Source organism: Sandarakinorhabdus sp. (assembly GCF_051860625.1).
Classification (GTDB): Bacteria; Pseudomonadota; Alphaproteobacteria; order Sphingomonadales; family Sphingomonadaceae; genus Sandarakinorhabdus.
In genome coordinates, this window is record NZ_JBHYDQ010000010.1 from 100,606 (window position 1) to 117,387 (window position 16,782).

Genomic DNA, 16,782 nt, shown 5'->3' on the forward strand with positions numbered 1-16,782 from the left:
GCCAGACACCAGCGAAGAAAAAGCCATGACCATCTCAGTTGAAACCATGCAGGCCGCAGCGCTCGCAAACAAGGCCTGGCCCTACGAAGAAGCCCGCAAGCTGCTCGCGCGCTATCCCGATGGCGTGCCGGCGGGTCGCAGCATCATCTTCGAAACCGGTTACGGCCCATCGGGCCTGCCGCACATCGGTACCTTTGGCGAAGTGGTGCGCACCACCATGGTGCGCCGCGCGTTCGAGGCGATGGCGCCGGGCGTGAAGACCCGCCTGATCGCCTTTTCCGATGATATGGACGGCCTGCGCAAGGTGCCGGACGGCATCCCCAACCCCGAAATGCTGCGCGCCGCGCTGAACAAGCCGCTGACGCAGGTGCCCGACCCGTTCGGCACCCACGCCAGTTTCGGCGCGCACAACAATGCAAGGCTGCGCGCGTTTCTCGATGGCTTCGGCTTCGATTATGAATTCCTGTCCTCCACCGATTGCTACGCCAGCGGCATGTTCGATGCGACGCTGCTGCGGATTTTGGCGCATTATGATGATGTGATGGCCATCATCCTGCCGACGCTCGGCCCCGAACGCCGCGCCACTTACTCGCCGTTCCTGCCCATCGATCCTGTTTCGGGCCATGTGCTGCAGGTGCCGATCGTGGCGCGCGATACCGAAGCCGGCACCGTCACCTATATCCGCCCCGGCACCACCGACAGCGTCACCGTCCCGGTCACCGGCGGGGCGTGCAAGCTGCAGTGGAAGGTCGATTGGGCGATGCGCTGGCTGGCGCTCGGCGTCGATTATGAAATGGCCGGCAAGGATCTGATCGACAGCGTAACCCTGTCCGGCAAGATCGTTCGCGCGCTCGGCGGCACCCCGCCGGCCGGCTTCAATTACGAGCTGTTCCTCGATGGCGAAGGCGCCAAGATTTCCAAGTCCAAGGGCAATGGCCTGACCATCGAGCAATGGCTGGATTACGGCCCGCCTACCAGCCTCGCGCTCTACATGTTCCAGAGCCCACGCAAGGCCAAGCGCCTGCATTACGATGTGATCCCGCGCGCCATCGAGGATTATGCCGATTTTCTCGGTCGCTACCCCGAACAGCCGCTGGAACAGCAGCTCGGCAACCCGGTGCACCATATCCACGAAGGCGCGCCGCCCAGCGTCGATCTGCCGGTGAGCTTTTCCCTGCTGCTGAACCTGGCATCCGTGGCGGCCACCGATGATCCCGCCCGGCTATGGGGTTTCGTGCAGCGCTATGCCCCCGGCACGTCACCGGCCACGCATCCGCAATTGGATCGCCTGGTCCATCACGCCGCCGCCTACGCGCGCGATTTCGTGGTGCCCACGCTCCACCGCCGCGCGCCTACGCCCGCCGAAGCCGCGGCACTGAATGATCTCAGCAGCCGCCTCGCCGCAGTGGGCGAAAACGCCGAGGCCGAAGCCTATCAGACGGTCGTCTACGAAGCCGGCAAGGCGGCGGGTTACGAAAATCTGCGCGATTGGTTCAAATCGCTCTATGAAATCCTGATCGGCACCGCGAACGGGCCGCGCATGGGCAGCTTCATCGCGCTTTATGGCCTTGCCGCCAGCCGCGCATTGATCGCCGATGCGCTGGACAGCCGCTCCATAGCAAGCTGAGCTACGCAGCCGGCGCTCTGCCGCGCCGCCTCCACATCTCGTCCTGTTGCGCTGCAATATCGGCTTGGCAGCCGGGAAACGGTCAGACAGGTGGGGCGATATGCGTATTTTACCCAGGTTTCTCTGCGCAAGCGGATTGGTCATGCTTGCGCTCACATCGCCTGTGCACGCCCGGGATGTGCAGAGCTGGAACATGCTGCTGCTTGCCGGTCCGGTGAAGGGCCGCATGGTCACCTGGACCGAAGCGCAACCGCGCCTGCTGCTCGATGATCGGGCCCGTCTGGGCCAATTTCTGGTGCGCCAGGCCGTCGGCATCCGCCTGCACGACAATGTCGATCTGATGCTGGGCCTGCATTGGCAGCAGAACACCGTCAGGCCCGACGACACGCTGCGCGAAACCCGCCTCTATCAGCATATCAGCGGCCATCTGCTCAACACGCGCAGGGGTCTTGATTTGCAGGCCCAGACGCGGCTCGAACAACGCAGATTCGCTGGCTTGCCCGACACCATCTGGCGTACCCGCACACAATTTCGCCTGCACATACCGCTGCACGGCCCCGGCAGCATCGGGCCGGTGGTCGCCAGCGAAACCATGTTCAACCTGAACAGCGGCAATGGCCGAACGCGCCCCGGCTTCGAACAACAGCGCACCTCGGTGGGCCTCTACGCCCCGCTGGGAAATGGCTTCAGTGTGGAGGCGACCTATCTCAACCAACGTCTGGCGCGCATCGGGCCAGACCGGGTTGTCCATGTCGCCAGCCTCAAACTGGCCTATAAACTGGGCAAGGCCGGCCATTCCAGCCATGATCTCCCCGACCCGGCCGACCTCCACCTGCCCGATCCGGCGACGGAACCGGCGCTGTAAAGCGGATGCCGGGCGGCGGCTGACCTGATAGGCTCCGCTGGATCAGCAGGGGCAGAGGGGGGCATCACATGGATCGATTGGCAGGCAAGACAGCGTTCGTCACCGCGGCGGGCGCCGGCATCGGCCGCGCGACGGCGCTGGCCTTCGCGCGGGAGGGCGCCGCCGTTACCGCCACCGATATCGACGAAGCCGCGCTGGCCAGCCTGGGGGGCGAACATCCCGGCATCCGCATCGCCCGGCTGGATGTGCGCGATGGTACCGCCGTGATCGCCGCCCTGGCCGACGCCGCGCCCGACATCCTGTTCAACTGCGCCGGCTTCGTCCACAGCGGCACCATCCTGACGCTCAGCGATGAGGATTGGGCCTTCACCTGGGATGTGAACGTTACCTCGATGGTGCGCACCTGCCGCGCTGCGTTGCCGGGCATGGTGGCACGCGGCAGCGGCTCCATCATCAACATCGCGTCGGTGGCGTCCACCATCAAGGCCCTGCCCAACCGCTTTGCCTATTGCACCACCAAGGCCGCCGTGATCGGCCTGACCAAGGCCCTGGCCGCCGATTTCGTGGCGCACGGCATCCGCGCCAACGCCATCTGCCCCGGCACCATCGACACGCCGTCGCTGGCCGCCCGCCATGCCGCCCTGCCCGATCCGGTGGCCGCCCGCGCCGCCTTCATCGCCAATCAGCCGACGAGACGGATGGGCCGGCCGGACGAGGTGGCGGCGCTGGCGGTCTATCTCGCGTCGGACGAAGCCAGTTACACCACCGGCGGGGCGTATGTCGTCGATGGTGGCTGGACCAATTGATGGAGTTGCGATGAAGACCCGCTGACCCCGTCGCGACAATCTTGCCACCGCGTTCGGCCTGCAACATGGTAATCAGCGCACGGGCGTCGAGGACAGCCCCGCCATGACCTACTCGCCACTATCGGCGCGGCGGTTCGCCAGAAATTCATCGGTACCGCCCTTGTCGCCGGTGTAGCGGCGGGCCAGCGCCTGCGCGGGCGCCACAGCTTGCGCTGGGGTGCGCAACACCACGCAGTCTTCGGTTTCCTCCGGAGACACGGTGCTGCTGGCCGAAGGCCTCGAGCGCTCGCGCGGGGTCAAATCCCCAACCCGCCATCGATGGTCTGCGTCGTACCGGTAATCATCGCGGCGGCCGGGCTGGCCAGGAACAGCACCAGCGCGGTGACTTCATCAGCATGGGCGTGGCGGGGGATGGCCATGGCGGCGTGCATGCGTTTGGCCATCGGGCCGTCGGCGGGGTTCATGTCCGTATCCACCGGGCCGGGCTGCACCACGTTCACGGTGATGCCGCGCGGGCCGAAATCGCGGGCCAGGCCGCGGCCAATGCCCTGCACGGCGGATTTGGACAGCGCATAGGCCGTAAAGCCCGGCCCCGGCACCCGATCGCCATTCACCGAACCGATGATGATGATGCGGCCATTGTCGTGCATCTGCCGCCCGGCCTCCACGCCGGCATGATAGGGCGCGCGCACGTTGATATCGATCAGGCGGTCCACCGCATTGGCATCCAACGTCAGCGGATCGCCCATCATCGCGACGCCGGCGTTGATCACCATGACATCAAGCGCGCCAGCCGCAGCCACCGCAGCCACCAGTTCATCACGATCCGCGCTGTCAGCCTTCACCGCCGTGGCGCCGGTCTCTGCGGCAACCGCTGCCGCCGCATCGGCAGAACCGGCATAGGTGAAACACACGGACGCACCAGCCGCAGCGAAGCTGCGCACGATGGCCGCGCCGATGCCACGGCTGCCGCCCAGCACCATCACCGATTTGCCCGAAAAATCGCCCATCACCACCTCCATCGACGTTGCCTGGCATGATGACCGGGCATGTCAGGCTGTGCAACCCACCGCCGCGGCGAAATGGAACCGGCAACCGTCATTGCCGGTTCATCGAATCTGGGGGACAAGCCCATTCTTCCGCCCTGCGAAAGCCTGCCCATGAAAACTGCCCTTTCCGTCCTGATGTTGCTGATCGCCGTGCCGGCCAATGCAGCGGCGATCGATGCGTTTCGCAGTGGCGATTGGGCGGCAGCGGTGCGCGAAGGCCGCGCCGAGAACAGCGCGGCGTCGCTGGTGCTGGCCGGGCGGGCGCAGCTTTCGATTGCCGGTTATCAGACCAGCGGCAAGGATCAGGCGCTCGATCTGGTGGCGGCGGCCGAGCGGGATTTCGATGCCGCGCTGGCCCGGAGCCCAAGCAATGTCGAGGCGCAACTGCAAAAAGCCGTCGCCATCGCCTATCGCGCACAACTGACCAAAGGCATCGGCCTGGCCAAGGAGGTGCGTCGCCGGTTCGAAACCATCATCGCCGCCCATCCCGACAACAGCCTGGCCTGGGGCGCGCTGGGCGGCTGGCACGGCGGCGCGGTTGCCACCGTGGGCAGTTTCCTGGCCGGCACAGCGCTGGGCGCGAAAAAATCGGAGATGGAGCGCTGCTATGCGCAGGCGCTGCGGCTGACGCCGAACCTGCCCTCCACCCGCGTGTTTTTCGCGATCACCTTGATGGATCTGGACGAGAAGAACGCGCCGCGAGCGGCCAATTTGCTGAAGAATATCGAGTCATTGCCGGCGGGTGATGGTTTCGAGGCGATGGTGAAGCGTCAGGGCGTCGAACTGGCCGCGGCACTGGCCCGCGGCGATGCCAAGACGGCGCAAGCCACCGCGCGGCGCTTGCAGGCGTTCAGCCGGATTGTGTGAGGGCAGGCATCCCATGTCACTTCGGCCAGCGCCGGGGTGATGCGTGAAAACCGGCGCGCGCCTACGTCCCTCGCTTCGCCTTCTCGTCGATGCCCGACACGCCTTCGCGGCGGGCGAGTTCGGCGCGGATGTCGTCAAAGCTGAGGCCCATGTCGGCCAGCAGCACGGCGAGGTGGAACATCAGGTCGGCGCCTTCGGAAACCATCTCGCCGCGATCATCCGACACCGCAGCGATCACCACTTCCACGGCTTCCTCACCCAGTTTCTGCGCCATCTTTGCGCGGCCCTTGGCGGTGAGCTTGGCGACATAGGATGTAGCCGGGTCAGCCGAACGCCGCGCGATCACGGTGGCCAGCAATTGATCGAACGGCTCCATCATGCCCCCACAAACGGCTGGCGAACGGCCAAGCCGGCGGCGGCCATCGCGCTGCGCGCCTGCGCCACGGTGATTTCACCGAAATGGAAGATGGAGGCAGCCAACACCGCCGAAGCATGGCCCTGCACCACCCCGCTGACAAGATCATCGACCCCGCCGACGCCGCCCGATGCCACCACCGGCACCGGCACGGCATCGGCAATCGTGCGGGTGAGCGCGAGATCATAGCCGGCCTTGGTGCCATCGCGGTCCATGGAGGTGAGCAGGATTTCCCCGGCGCCCAGCTTTGCAGCCTCAACGGCATAAGCCACCGCATCGATGCCGGTGGGGGTGCGGCCGCCGTGGGTGAAGATTTCCCACCGGGGCGTTCCATCAGGATTGGGCACGGTCTGCTTGGCGTCCACTGCCACCACCACGCATTGCTCGCCAAAGCGCATGGCGAGTTCACCGATCAGCGCGGGCCGCGCGACGGCGGCGCTGTTCACCGCCACCTTGTCAGCACCCGCCAGCAGCAGCGCGCGGGCATCGGCGACGCTGCGCACGCCGCCGCCCACGGTGAGCGGCATGAAACACACATCGGCCGTGCGCTCGACCATGGCGATCAGCGTGCCACGATTTTCGTGGGAGGCGGTGATGTCGAGGAAACACAGCTCGTCGGCGCCGGCGGCATCATAGGCAGCTGCGGCCTGCACCGGATCGCCGGCATCGCGCAAGGCGACGAAGTTCACGCCCTTCACGACGCGGCCATTGGCGACATCAAGGCAGGGGATTATGCGGACGGCCAGCGTCACGACGCCGCCCTGATGGCCTCGGCCAGATCGAGCCGACCATCATAGAGCGCGCGGCCGGTTATGACGCCTTCGATGCCGGGCTTGCCAACCAGCGCGTTAATATCGGCAATCGACGCCACCCCGCCGGACGCGATCACCGGCAGCGATGTGGTGGCGGCGAGCGCGGTGGTGGCTTCGATATTGACACCCTTCAGCATGCCATCACGCCCGACATCGGTGAACAGCACGGCGGCCACCCCGGCATCCTCGAACTGCCGCGCGAGATCGGCGACCGGCAACGTCGAGACATCGGCCCAGCCCCGCGTCGCCACCATGCCGTCGCGGGCATCGACGGCCACCACGATGCGGCCCGGATGCGCGGCGGCGAGGCTGCGCACCAGATCCGGGTTGTCCAGTGCGGCGGTGCCCATCACCACGCGCCACACGCCGGCGGCCAGCCAGCCTTCCACATGCGCGGCGGTGCGGATGCCACCGCCCACCTGCACCTGCCCGCCGGCAAAGCCGCTGAGCGCCGCCTTCACGCCATCGGCGTTGCGGCTGTCGCCAGCGAACGCACCATCCAGATCGACGACATGCAGATGCGTGGCGCCGGCGCTGCGGAACACGGCAGCCTGTGCAGCGGGATCATCGGCATAGACGGTGGCCCGCGCCATATCGCCTTCGGCCAGGCGCACGCATTGGCCGCCCTTCAGATCGATGGCGGGGAAGATGATCATGGATTCAACCAGTTCTGCAGGAAGGCGAGGCCATAGGCTTGCGATTTTTCCGGGTGGAACTGCACGCCGGTGATGTGCCCGCGCTTCACGATGGCGGCGAATTGCCCGCCGTGGTCGCTGACCGCCTGAATATCCGCCACGTCATGCGGCGCAAAGGCATAGCTGTGCACGAAATAGGCGTCCCCCGCCGGCACCGGCGCGTCGTTGACCGGTGTGACGTGGTTCCAGCCCATGTGCGGAATTTTCAGCGTGGGATCAGAAGGCGCCAGGCGGCTGACAATGCCCGGCAACCAGCCGAGGCCAGCGTGCACGCCATGTTCATGGCCTTCGCTGGCCAGCAACTGCATGCCCACGCAAATGCCCAGAAACGGCACACCGCGCTGGTTGACCGCCTCGTTCAGCGCCGCCTCGATGCCGGTGCGCTCCCGCAGCTGGTTGATGCACTGGGCAAAGGCACCGACGCCGGGCAGCACGATGCGCGCGGCCGCCGCAATCACCGCCGGATCATCGGTCAACACCACCTTGGCGCCGGCCCGCTCCAGCGCGCGGGCGGCAGACCGCAGATTGCCAGCGCCATAATCGATCAGCGCAACCGTGTCAGGCACCGCCCAACGTGCCCTTCGTGGAAGGGATCGCATCGGCCTTGCGCGGATCGATGGCCACCGCCGCCCGCAGCGCGCGTGCCACGCCCTTGAAGCAGCTTTCGGCGATATGGTGATTGTTCACGCCATAGAGCGTCTCGATGTGCAGCGTGATGCCGGCACTGCCGGCAAAGGCCGCGAAGAATTCCTTGAACATCTCGGTATCCAGCGTGCCCAGCTTCGGCTGGCTGAACGACGTGCGCCACACCAGATACGGCCGCCCGGAAATATCCAGCGCCACGCGCGTCAGCGTTTCGTCCATCGGGATCAGCGCATCGCCATAGCGGGTGATGCCGCGCCGGTCGCCCAGCGCCTTGGCCACGGCTTCGCCCAGCGCAATGCCGGTGTCTTCGGTGGTGTGGTGGCCATCGATGTGCAGATCGCCGCTGGTCTTCACCGTCAGATCGATCAGGCTGTGCCGCGACAATTGTTCCAGCATGTGATCGAGAAAGCCGATCCCGGTGGACACGTCATAATGGCCGCTGCCGTCCAGATTGACGGTCACGGCGACATCGGTTTCCTTGGTGGCCCGATGGATGCTGGCAATGCGCTGTTCCATGTCGCGGCGGGTAGAGGATTGCCGCCCTGACGGCAAGCCTAGCGCCCGGTCATCACGAAATCCGCCGGGTTCTTGCCTTGCGCATCCGCATAGAAGCTCTGGATGATGGCGAGATCGGCGGCATAATCACCGCTTGGCCACAAGGTTGCCGGCATGCGCACGGTTTTGGTGGCATAATCCATCACGGCAAAGCTGATCGGCACCCCGGCGCCCACGGCGATGTGATAAAATCCCGATTTCCACTTCTCCACCGCAGTGCGCGTGCCTTCGGGCGGCACCACCAGAAACAGGCTGTCGGTCGCGGCAAAGGCCTGTTTCATCGCGGACACCACATCGTTGGACTGGCTGCGATCGATGGGGATGCACCCCGTCCAGCGCACCAGCCAGCCGAACGGGCCGGTTGTGAGGCTTTTCTTGCCCATGTAGCGCAGCCGCACCCGCCAGGCGCCGGCCGCCGCCAGCATCCAGATGCCATCCCAATTCGAGGTGTGCGGCGCCGCCGTCACCACCATCTTGGCATCGGCGGGCCAACTGCCGGCCACTTTCCAGCCGCCCAGCCACAGCCCGAACCGCCCGACCAGATGCCACAGCGCCAGCCCCAGACCGCCCGGCGGCGCCGGAACAGCGCGGCTGAGATCATGAGTGATGAGCGTGCCCGGTGGTGCCATGCACCTTCCTATCAGCCGCCGCGACACCGCGCCAAGCCTGCGACAATGGACCGGCCTCTTTCAACCCGCCCACCGCACCCTACATACAGGCACTAGCAAACAACGGACGACCAGATGAGCGAACTTCCCCAGTTTCACGGCACCACCATCGTATCGGTGCGAAAGAACGGCCAGGTGGTGATCGCCGGCGATGGCCAGGTGACCATGGGCCAGACGGTGATGAAGCCCAACGCCAAGAAGGTGCGCCGGCTGGGCGCCAAGGCTGAAGTGATCGGCGGGTTTGCCGGCGCCACGGCGGACGCCTTCACCCTGTTCGAACGGCTGGAAGCCAAGCTGGAGCGCCATCCCGGCCAGTTGCTGCGCGCGGCGGTGGAGCTGGCCAAGGATTGGCGCACGGACCGCTATCTGCGCCGGCTGGAGGCGATGATGATCGTTGCCGATGCCAGCGTGACGCTGGTCATCACCGGCAATGGCGATGTGCTGGAGCCGGTGGGCGGGGTTTGCGCCATCGGTTCGGGGGGCAATTTCGCGCTCGCCGCCGCCCGGGCGCTGGCGGACAGCGATCATGATGCCGAAACCATCGCCCGGCGCGCCATGAAGATCGCCGCCGACCTTTGTGTGTACACCAACGAGGAATTGACTGTGGAAATGATCGCGGCAGGTGCCGACAAGTGAGTGAAGCTCTTACCCCCCGCGCCATCGTGACGGCGCTTGATCGCCACATCGTCGGCCAGGATGACGCCAAGCGCGCCGTCGCCGTTGCGCTCCGCAACCGCTGGCGCCGGCAGCAATTGCCCGACGATCTTCGCGACGAAGTGGTGCCGAAAAACATCCTGATGATCGGCCCGACTGGTTGCGGCAAGACCGAGATCAGCCGCCGCCTCGCCAAGCTGGCCGGCGCGCCATTCATCAAGATCGAAGCCACCAAATTCACCGAGGTCGGCTATGTCGGCCGCGATGTGGACAGCATCATCCGCGATCTGGTGGAGGAATCGATCCGCCTGGTGCGCGAAACCCGCCGTGCCAGTGTGAAGGACAAGGCGCAGGACGCCGCCATGGCCCGCCTGCTCGATGCCCTCGTTGGCAAGGATGCCAGCGAAGCCACACGGCAAGCCTTTCGCCAGCGTTTCGAAGCCGGCGACCTGAAAGGCCGCGAGATCGAGATTGAAATCACCGAAGCCATGCCCAGTTTCGAACTGCCCGGCATGCAGCCCGGCCAGGTCGGCATGATCAACCTGTCCGACATGATGGCCAAAGCCATGGGCGGCCGCCCGCCCAAGCGCCGCAAGATGAAGGTGGAAGCCGCCTGGGACGCGCTGCTGGCCGAAGAATCCGACAAGCGGCTGGATGACGACGAAATCACCCGCGAAGCCGTGCGCAATGCCGAAGCCAATGGCATCGTGTTCCTGGACGAGATCGACAAGATCGCCGTGTCCGACGTGCGCGGCGGCAGCGTGTCCCGCGAAGGCGTACAGCGCGATCTGCTCCCCCTGATCGAAGGCACTACCGTGTCGACCAAATATGGCCCGGTGAAAACCGACCATGTGCTGTTCATCGCATCCGGCGCCTTCCATGTCGCCAAACCATCCGATCTGCTGCCCGAACTGCAAGGCCGCCTGCCGATCCGCGTCGAACTGAAAGGCCTGACCGAAGCCGATTTCCGCCGCATCCTGTCCGACACCGAAGCCAGCCTGATCCGCCAATATGCCGCCCTGCTCGCCACCGAAGGCGTGACGCTGACCGTATCCGACGATGGCATCAACGCCATCGCCCGCATCGCCGCCGAAGTGAACGAAACCGTGGAAAACATCGGCGCCCGCCGCCTGCATACCGTGCTGGAAAAACTGCTGGAAACCATCAGCTTCGATGCGGATGAACGCAGCGGGGAGACGGTGACGGTGGACGCCGCGATGGTGACGGCGGAACTGGCGGCGATTGCGGGGAACACCGATCTGTCGAAATATATCCTGTAAGAAGAAAGGGTTGGCCGCCGCCCCGGATCACGTCCGGGGTGACGGGAACCGGGGTGGCAGCGCGTCGTCAGACGCGTCATTGCCTGCGGCCAGCGCCAGCAATTCGGCCCGCAGTTTTGCCACTGCTGACGAATCCGGACGCACACGGCGTTGAGAAATCTGGCTTTTCTGTTTTTCCAGCCGATTCAGGTGAAACAGCAACAGGCGCACATCGGCCGGGCGCCGCCGCACCGCCACCACCACGCCGTCGCGCTCGATCACCTCTTCCTCCCCATCCAGCAGGCGATCGAGCGCCAGATCCTCGATCCAGTTGTCCCGCCCGGCCAGCGCGGCATCCCAGGCGGCGGCAAAATCCTGGCTGTGCGGCTGCCGCCGCAACCAATAGGCCGATTGCCGCGACATCCCCGCACTGCGCGCCGCGCCCGACACGCTGCCGTGGCTGGCCAGATGCGCCAGAAACCGCTGCTGGCGGGCCTGCGTCCAGCCATTGTGTTGCGGGCGAAGGGCGGGTTGTGTGTTGCTGCTCATGGCGGCAGTATAATGCAATGGCGGGGTTGTAGGACAGAGGGGGAACAAAGGCAGCAGAGCCTCCGTCCCGGATCAAGTCCGGGATTGACGTGGGCAGGGGCGAGGCCCCTGCGCCCGTGAGTTTTCGGGCGGTCCGCAATTAGTGCTTTGGGGCGGTTGCTGAATGGCGGGTCCCGGAGAGGAAAGGGCCGAAGCTGCATGTCAGCTTACAGGTAGGCGCCGCAGGGCATTTCATGGTTGAAACTGGCTGGGAGGAGCGCCTCATCAGTCAGGAACAACACGTAAGATTTTCACCGCTCAACGATTTGGAACCCGAAAATATTGATCGCTTGAAGTGCGTGGTTCGGTCTTGCGGCTTGTGACCCACGTCTCGCCTCAAAAATTTAGTCATCTTCTATTCCCAGCTCAGTAGCGGGGCGCCACCTTAAGCACGCCGGCACGTCTAGGCAGCTTCTCGTCTCGTTTTGCGATCTGCTCTCCCTTCATCTGTCTACGAGCCTCAACAAGCTTTTCTATATCAGTCGCAATTTGCGCACGATCTGCTAGATTCAGTTTCTTGTAGCTTTTAACCTTGCGTTGATAATTCTCATACCACGCGCCATATCCGCCGCCCCAGGCTCGCTCGATAGAATCGAGATTGTCCTCGAGATGCTTGTAGAGGACGAGTAGGCGCCGCCAGCGATGTTCGTCGAAGTCGAAGCCGCCCGAGGTGAAGCGCTTGCCGGCTTCGTGGCCCCACAACATTAACTGGTGGGAAACATGTTCGGGCATGTCGAGATTGAGCCCACCCTCGTCCTTGGTCAAGAAGATACGTGCGGTCCGTTCACGCTGTCCTGTGATCTCGGAGAGGAGCTGGTCCTGCCAGTCCTTGGCCGAGTTGAGTATCTGCCAGGCGAAGTCGCCGATCGTGTGAAGCTCCTTGATTTGGACGCCCATGCCTTCGTTGGCGCTGGCCGGTAGCGCGACGCGGCGAGTGACTTCTTCAGCATTCCACAGCAGCTCCTCAAGACTAAAGGCGAAAGTCGGCCGCGAGGGCAGCAGCGCGTCGAACATGTGGATAGGAAAGTTCGAGCTGATGCCGCCATCCGAAAAATGCGCGGTGCGGATGCGCTTGTAGGGCTTGCCGCCGAGACTCTTCACGATCGAAGGTAACTCAAGGTCCTCAATCTTCAATGGCACTGAGGTGAAGAGGATTGGGAAGCTGAGGCTCATCCTGACCGCGATGACCACCGGGAGCTTTTCCTCCGATGGAAACAGCTGGGCACCAGCATAACGCCGCCAACTTCGCGACCCCTCGCCCATCAGGTATTTCATCACGGGCTGGGGAAACAGCCGCGCCCAGCGGTCTGGTATGAACCCAGCCGTGACGCCGAGCCGGGGCAGCGTATGCGGGCGGCGCATCGAGAGATTAGTCGTGACGACTTGGAGATCAATGCGTTTCTGCCCAGGGTCGGGGCCGGCGAGGTCGCCGAAGGTCAGCGGCCGATCATGATCGGGATTGCCGAACGCGATATGCTGCAGCGCCCGGTGTATCCAGTCAGTGAGGCCTGGCTGGTCTTGGTCGGGCTGGGTAAGCCCAGTGCAAAAGCCGTAATCTTCCTGGGGCAACCGTCGCACGGCGTCGAGCACCGGCGCGATATAGGTCCGCTTCAGCGATCGCCAGACGCCAAAGCCGCCACCAAACATCCCGCCGATAATCCCTGCTAGGCATGTCGCATAGAGGCTGGTTTGGAAGAGCCCCGAAGGGATCGCGAGCAGACCGGCGCCTGCCAGCGCGAGCGGCGCGGCGCCGGCCAGAGCCTTGCGCAGGATGGGCGCAATTCCGCCAGCCTGCACCGCCATCAACCCCGACTCCACAGCGGGTCGGAGCGCCGGACTAGGCTGGAACAGTGAGAGGAGGATAGAAGGCAACGCGTCGCAATACTGCTTGAGCGTGAGGAATGCCTCGGGCCTTCCTTGCAGTCGGCCGTATTCTGCAGCTGCAGCAAACGCTGCGGCGATGGCGCCAGCTGATGTTCCGCCGACCGACCGGAAGCGGTACTTGGTCGCGATTTCAAGAATGGCGTAAGGGTATACGACGCCCGAGGTCACCCCGCCCTTCATAATAATGTCGCATTCGGGCAGATCAGCCTGCGCGAAGTCTTCCGCACGATAGTCGGGCAGTGGCGGCAACGTCGCCCCCTTATTGCCCCCGCTCATTTGTGCTGGTTCCAGCAGCGTGCAGAATCCGTTCGCTCAGTGAGCAGGGATCGATACACGATCTTCTCAGGTTTACTACCCAAGCGACAGCTTCCTTGTGTGGTTCACCGAGTCCTACGCGAGCCTCGTGCCTCGCTTGGTTCAACTAGCGCAGGCTAACAGGTTGATCCTATCGAGAGAAGCGTGACTTGTGTCGCCGCTGCTCAAACACTTCAAAGGCCACAAGCGAGCAAATGGGCGTATACTCTTAGGAGGCGAGCGGCGACGATCGCTCGATAACGGGCTAGTCCGCTCACAGGGCATTTAGGGATGTGCGGAATGGCTGCAATTGGGTCGCAAAGCCGCCGCATAGCACCGCCCGAAAACTCACGGGTGCAGGGTCTGCGACCCTGCCCGCCGGAGGCCCTCTTTCTCGCCCTCTTTGCCGCCACCCGCCACCGCGCTAAAGCCGATGCAACATCGGAGAGAAATATCATGAACCACGTCCGTCTGCTGGCGCTTTTTGCCACGGCTCTTGCAACCCCGACTTTGGCGCAGGAGATTCCCGTTGGCCGGCTGCCTGATACGGTGCGTCCCTCCGCCTATCGCATCGATCTGAAGGCCGATCCGGCGCAGCCCGAGTATAGCGGGCATGTCGAGATTGATGCCGAGTTGAAGGCGGCCAGCGGGGTGATTTTCCTGCATGGCCTGGGCCTGAAGGTCAGCAAGGTCGATGCGGTGGTTGGCGGCAAGGTGTATCCGGGGCGGTATAGTGAGGTTGATCCGTCTGGCGTGGCGCGGCTGGATTTTGCGGGGGCGGTGCCGGCGGGCAAGGTGAGTTTGCGGTTCGATTACACCACCGGTTTTCGTGACGGCGCCGAGGGGTTGTTCCGCGCCAAGGTGGGGGATGGCTGGTATGCTTGGACGCAGATGGAGCCGCTCGATGCGCGGCGGATGTTCCCTGGTTTTGACGAGCCGGGTTTCAAGGTGCCGTTCACCGTTTCCGTGACGGCGCCGGCGGCGATGAAGGCGTTTGGCAACACGCCGGAAACCGGCGTCACCACCAAGGCCGGCTGGACCACGCACCGCTTTGCGCCATCGAAGCCATTGCCGACCTATCTGGTATCGGTGGGCATCGGTGATTTTGATGTGCGCGAGACGGTGATCCCGGCCAATGCGGTGCGGAACGTCCCGCTGGATTTCCGGGTGATTGCCACCAAGGGCCAGGCCGGCCGCATGGGCACCACTTTGGCCGAGGTGCCGAAGATCGTCGGCATATTGGAGGATTATTTCGGCATCGCTTACCCGTATGAGAAGCTGGATTTCATCGCTTCGCCGGTGATGGGCGGCGCGATGGAGAATGCCGGCCTGATCCTGTTTCAGGACACGCTGATCCTGCTGGGCGATGCCCCGCCGCCCAGCCAGTTGCAGCGTTTCGGCGTGGTGTCGGCGCATGAGCTGGCCCACCAATGGTTTGGCGATCTGGTCACGCCGAGCTGGTGGACGGATATCTGGTTGAACGAGAGTTTTGCCGAATGGATGGGCAACAAGGCGGCGCAGCGCTGGAACCCCGATCTGGGCATTGCGGCGGGCGAAGTTGCCGATGCGTTCAAGGCGATGGACACGGATTCGCTGGGTCGCGGGCGCCCCATTCGCCAGGAGATCACCCGCAACGATCAGGTGATCAGCGCCTTTGATTCGATCACCTATCTGAAGGGCGCGCAGACGGTTTCGATGTTCGAAAGCTTTGTGGGTGAGGAGAATTTCCGCAAGGGCGTGCAGTTGCACCTGAACCGTTACGCGTATCGGAATGCCACGGCGGAGGATTTCTTTGCCAGTGTGGCCGAGGCCAGCGGCAACACCGATGTGGTTCCGGCGCTGCGCAGCTTCACCGATCAAACGGGTGTGCCGCTGGTGACGGTGCGGGATACCGCGACGGGCATCACCCTGTCGCAATCGCGCTATGTGCCGTTGGGCATTGCCACCGATCGCATGATGCGGCGCTGGCAGGTGCCGGTGTGCCTGTCCCGCGGGGAGGCGCGCACCTGCACCTTGTTGAAGGAGGCCAGCGCCACGTTGCCGCCGCTGGTGGGCACCGCCGCCGCGCTGGTGCCCAATGCCAATGGCGCCGGATATTATCGGTTCAGCATGGATGATGCCGGCTGGGATCGCCTGATTGCCGCCGCCGCCATGCTGCCGGAGCGGGAGGCGATGGTGTTCGCCGATTCGATCTGGGCGGATTTCGCGGCCGGTCGCGTCGATTTCGCGCGGGTCGTGAAGGCGGCCGAGCAATTGGCGCGTCATGCTGATCGGCAGCCGGCGCTGGTGCTGGCCAATCAGTTGGCTGGTCTGGCTGGCACGCTGCTCACCGATGGCGAGTTGCCTGCCTATCGCGCGTTGATGCGGCGGCTGTATGGCAATCGCGCCGAAATGCAGGGCTTTGATCCATCGGTGGCCGCCGCGACATCGGGCACGCCGGCGCAGCAGGGCTGGCGCGAATCGCTGGTGCCGTTGCTGGCGCTGGCGGGGCGGGAACCCGGCCTGCGCGCGCGGTTGAAGGATGCCGCGGCGCGCAGCCTGGCCGGTGATGCGGCGGCGCTGGCGCCCGTGTATCGGCGCACGGCGCTGGTGGTATCGGCGCAGGATGGCGGCAAGGCCTATGCCGACATGTTGTTTGCCGCGCTGAAGGCCAGTGACGATCCCTTGTTCCGTGCGCAGGCGGCAGCGGCGTTGGGCAGCGTGGAAGGCGCGGATGCGGTGGCGCATGTGCAACAGCTCGCGATGGCCGAAGGGCTGATCAGCCGCGAACGCACCACGGTGCTGGCGGTGCTGGCCAACAACCGCGCCAGCCGCGATGCCACCACGCAATATGTGGCGGACAATTTCAAGACGGTGGTGGAAAGCTTCCCCGGTTTTGCGCGGGCCGGGGTGATCGGATTCTTCGATGGCTATTGCAGCACGGATGCCATCGTCCGCGTCGAAGGGTTGATCCGTCCCAACATGGCGCTGCTGGGTGGCGGCGAACTGGAATTGTCACAGACGCGTGAGCGCATCGGCCAATGCGCCGCGCTGAAGGCGGCCAAGGGGGCCGAGATCAGCGCGGCGTTGGGCGGGCGGTAAGCCCACGGCCGGCCCGGG

At 64.7% G+C, this 16,782-nt stretch carries 17 protein-coding genes; 7 read left to right on the forward strand and 10 right to left on the reverse strand.

Translation table 11 applies throughout. The annotated features are described in order from the left end of the window. Positions 1-25: 25 nt before the first annotated feature. The 3 genes from ACTIEZ_RS10870 to ACTIEZ_RS10880 all read left to right on the forward strand — a co-directional run bounded on the left by ACTIEZ_RS10870 (position 26) and on the right by ACTIEZ_RS10880 (position 3,298). A complete protein-coding gene (locus ACTIEZ_RS10870) occupies positions 26-1,627 on the forward strand; it encodes a lysine--tRNA ligase (protein WP_439546698.1) in 1,602 nt (533 codons plus the stop codon). Positions 1,628-1,769: 142 nt separating this feature from the next. Continuing rightward, positions 1,770-2,492 (forward strand): DUF2490 domain-containing protein, encoded by a 723-nt coding sequence (locus tag ACTIEZ_RS10875; protein WP_439546699.1) that lies wholly within the window; start codon positions 1,770-1,772, stop codon positions 2,490-2,492. A 68-nt stretch (positions 2,493-2,560) separates the two neighbouring features. Continuing rightward, complete coding sequence (locus tag ACTIEZ_RS10880) at positions 2,561-3,298, forward strand: SDR family oxidoreductase (protein ID WP_439546700.1); 738 nt, start codon at positions 2,561-2,563, stop codon at positions 3,296-3,298. 108 nt (positions 3,299-3,406) lie between these two features. Here ACTIEZ_RS10880 and ACTIEZ_RS10885 read toward each other — a convergent pair whose 3' ends face one another. Together ACTIEZ_RS10885 and bdcA are read right to left on the reverse strand one after the other, a co-directional pair. Continuing rightward, a complete protein-coding gene (locus tag ACTIEZ_RS10885; protein ID WP_439546701.1) occupies positions 3,407-3,529 on the reverse strand; it encodes a hypothetical protein in 123 nt (40 codons plus the stop codon). 65 nt (positions 3,530-3,594) lie between these two features. Then, positions 3,595-4,308, reverse strand: a complete 714-nt coding sequence (bdcA, locus tag ACTIEZ_RS10890) for an SDR family oxidoreductase (RefSeq protein ID WP_439546702.1) — start codon at positions 4,306-4,308, stop codon at positions 3,595-3,597. 174 nt (positions 4,309-4,482) lie between these two features. On the opposite strand from bdcA, the gene ACTIEZ_RS10895 reads away from it, so the two are divergent. Further along, positions 4,483-5,214, forward strand: a complete 732-nt coding sequence (locus ACTIEZ_RS10895) for a hypothetical protein (RefSeq protein WP_439546703.1) — start codon at positions 4,483-4,485, stop codon at positions 5,212-5,214. Between the two features lie 61 nt (positions 5,215-5,275). On the opposite strand, the gene ACTIEZ_RS10900 is transcribed toward ACTIEZ_RS10895, so the two are convergent. From ACTIEZ_RS10900 to ACTIEZ_RS10925, 6 genes are read right to left on the reverse strand one after another with little or no spacing between them, the layout of a single operon-like run. Continuing rightward, positions 5,276-5,590, reverse strand: a complete 315-nt coding sequence (locus tag ACTIEZ_RS10900; RefSeq protein ID WP_439546725.1) for a phosphoribosyl-ATP diphosphatase — start codon at positions 5,588-5,590, stop codon at positions 5,276-5,278. Beyond that, the gene (gene hisF / locus ACTIEZ_RS10905) at positions 5,590-6,381 is read right to left on the reverse strand and encodes an imidazole glycerol phosphate synthase subunit HisF (RefSeq protein ID WP_439546704.1); all 792 of its coding nucleotides are present in this window, start codon (positions 6,379-6,381) and stop codon (positions 5,590-5,592) included. Before hisF ends, ACTIEZ_RS10900 begins: the two co-directional genes overlap by 1 nt. After that, positions 6,378-7,097, reverse strand: coding sequence for a 1-(5-phosphoribosyl)-5-[(5-phosphoribosylamino)methylideneamino]imidazole-4-carboxamide isomerase (hisA, locus tag ACTIEZ_RS10910; RefSeq protein ID WP_439546705.1), 720 nt, complete (start codon positions 7,095-7,097; stop codon positions 6,378-6,380). The genes hisF and hisA overlap by 4 nt, the downstream gene beginning before the upstream one ends. Further along, the gene (gene hisH, locus ACTIEZ_RS10915; protein ID WP_439546706.1) at positions 7,094-7,702 is read right to left on the reverse strand and encodes an imidazole glycerol phosphate synthase subunit HisH; all 609 of its coding nucleotides are present in this window, start codon (positions 7,700-7,702) and stop codon (positions 7,094-7,096) included. Before hisH ends, hisA begins: the two co-directional genes overlap by 4 nt. Continuing rightward, positions 7,695-8,297, reverse strand: coding sequence for an imidazoleglycerol-phosphate dehydratase HisB (gene hisB, locus ACTIEZ_RS10920; protein ID WP_439546707.1), 603 nt, complete (start codon positions 8,295-8,297; stop codon positions 7,695-7,697). The genes hisH and hisB overlap by 8 nt, the downstream gene beginning before the upstream one ends. A gap of 38 nt (positions 8,298-8,335) precedes the next feature. Beyond that, positions 8,336-8,965 carry a 1-acyl-sn-glycerol-3-phosphate acyltransferase gene (locus ACTIEZ_RS10925; RefSeq protein ID WP_439546708.1) on the reverse strand — a complete coding sequence of 210 codons (630 nt, stop codon included), beginning with the start codon at positions 8,963-8,965 and terminating at the stop codon, positions 8,336-8,338. A gap of 114 nt (positions 8,966-9,079) precedes the next feature. Between ACTIEZ_RS10925 and hslV the strand changes: the two genes are divergently transcribed. Beyond that, positions 9,080-9,640, forward strand: a complete 561-nt coding sequence (gene hslV / locus ACTIEZ_RS10930) for an ATP-dependent protease subunit HslV (RefSeq protein ID WP_439546709.1) — start codon at positions 9,080-9,082, stop codon at positions 9,638-9,640. Continuing rightward, positions 9,637-10,938: an ATP-dependent protease ATPase subunit HslU gene (gene hslU, locus ACTIEZ_RS10935; protein ID WP_439546710.1), complete on the forward strand. Its 1,302-nt coding sequence runs from the start codon at positions 9,637-9,639 to the stop codon at positions 10,936-10,938. Before hslV ends, hslU begins: the two co-directional genes overlap by 4 nt. A 27-nt stretch (positions 10,939-10,965) precedes the next feature. Here the strand turns inward: hslU and ACTIEZ_RS10940 are convergent, their stop codons facing one another. Both ACTIEZ_RS10940 and ACTIEZ_RS10945 read right to left on the reverse strand, forming a co-directional pair. Further along, a complete protein-coding gene (locus tag ACTIEZ_RS10940; RefSeq protein WP_439546711.1) occupies positions 10,966-11,466 on the reverse strand; it encodes a hypothetical protein in 501 nt (166 codons plus the stop codon). Positions 11,467-11,871: 405 nt separating this feature from the next. After that, a complete protein-coding gene (locus ACTIEZ_RS10945) occupies positions 11,872-13,665 on the reverse strand; it encodes a hypothetical protein (protein WP_439546712.1) in 1,794 nt (597 codons plus the stop codon). A gap of 474 nt (positions 13,666-14,139) precedes the next feature. Here ACTIEZ_RS10945 and ACTIEZ_RS10950 point away from each other — a divergent pair, with 474 nt between their 5' ends. After that, positions 14,140-16,764, forward strand: a complete 2,625-nt coding sequence (locus ACTIEZ_RS10950) for a M1 family aminopeptidase (protein WP_439546713.1) — start codon at positions 14,140-14,142, stop codon at positions 16,762-16,764. The last annotated feature ends 18 nt before the right edge of the window (positions 16,765-16,782 follow it).

What these genes read in the sequence shown, in the direction of transcription:
- ACTIEZ_RS10945 (WP_439546712.1), bottom strand. Translation starts at nt 13,665, where the DNA reads ATGAGCGGGGGCAATAAGGGGGCGACGTTGCCGCCACTGCCCGACTAT.
- hisB (WP_439546707.1), bottom strand. Translation starts at nt 8,297, where the DNA reads ATGGAACAGCGCATTGCCAGCATCCATCGGGCCACCAAGGAAACCGAT.
- hslV (WP_439546709.1), top strand. Translation starts at nt 9,080, where the DNA reads ATGAGCGAACTTCCCCAGTTTCACGGCACCACCATCGTATCGGTGCGA.
- ACTIEZ_RS10940 (WP_439546711.1), bottom strand. Translation starts at nt 11,466, where the DNA reads ATGAGCAGCAACACACAACCCGCCCTTCGCCCGCAACACAATGGCTGG.
- bdcA (WP_439546702.1), bottom strand. Translation starts at nt 4,308, where the DNA reads ATGGGCGATTTTTCGGGCAAATCGGTGATGGTGCTGGGCGGCAGCCGT.
- ACTIEZ_RS10875 (WP_439546699.1), top strand. Translation starts at nt 1,770, where the DNA reads ATGCTTGCGCTCACATCGCCTGTGCACGCCCGGGATGTGCAGAGCTGG.
- ACTIEZ_RS10880 (WP_439546700.1), top strand. Translation starts at nt 2,561, where the DNA reads ATGGATCGATTGGCAGGCAAGACAGCGTTCGTCACCGCGGCGGGCGCC.
- ACTIEZ_RS10895 (WP_439546703.1), top strand. Translation starts at nt 4,483, where the DNA reads ATGTTGCTGATCGCCGTGCCGGCCAATGCAGCGGCGATCGATGCGTTT.
- hisA (WP_439546705.1), bottom strand. Translation starts at nt 7,097, where the DNA reads ATGATCATCTTCCCCGCCATCGATCTGAAGGGCGGCCAATGCGTGCGC.
- ACTIEZ_RS10900 (WP_439546725.1), bottom strand. Translation starts at nt 5,590, where the DNA reads ATGGAGCCGTTCGATCAATTGCTGGCCACCGTGATCGCGCGGCGTTCG.
- ACTIEZ_RS10950 (WP_439546713.1), top strand. Translation starts at nt 14,140, where the DNA reads ATGAACCACGTCCGTCTGCTGGCGCTTTTTGCCACGGCTCTTGCAACC.
- ACTIEZ_RS10870 (WP_439546698.1), top strand. Translation starts at nt 26, where the DNA reads ATGACCATCTCAGTTGAAACCATGCAGGCCGCAGCGCTCGCAAACAAG.
- ACTIEZ_RS10925 (WP_439546708.1), bottom strand. Translation starts at nt 8,965, where the DNA reads ATGGCACCACCGGGCACGCTCATCACTCATGATCTCAGCCGCGCTGTT.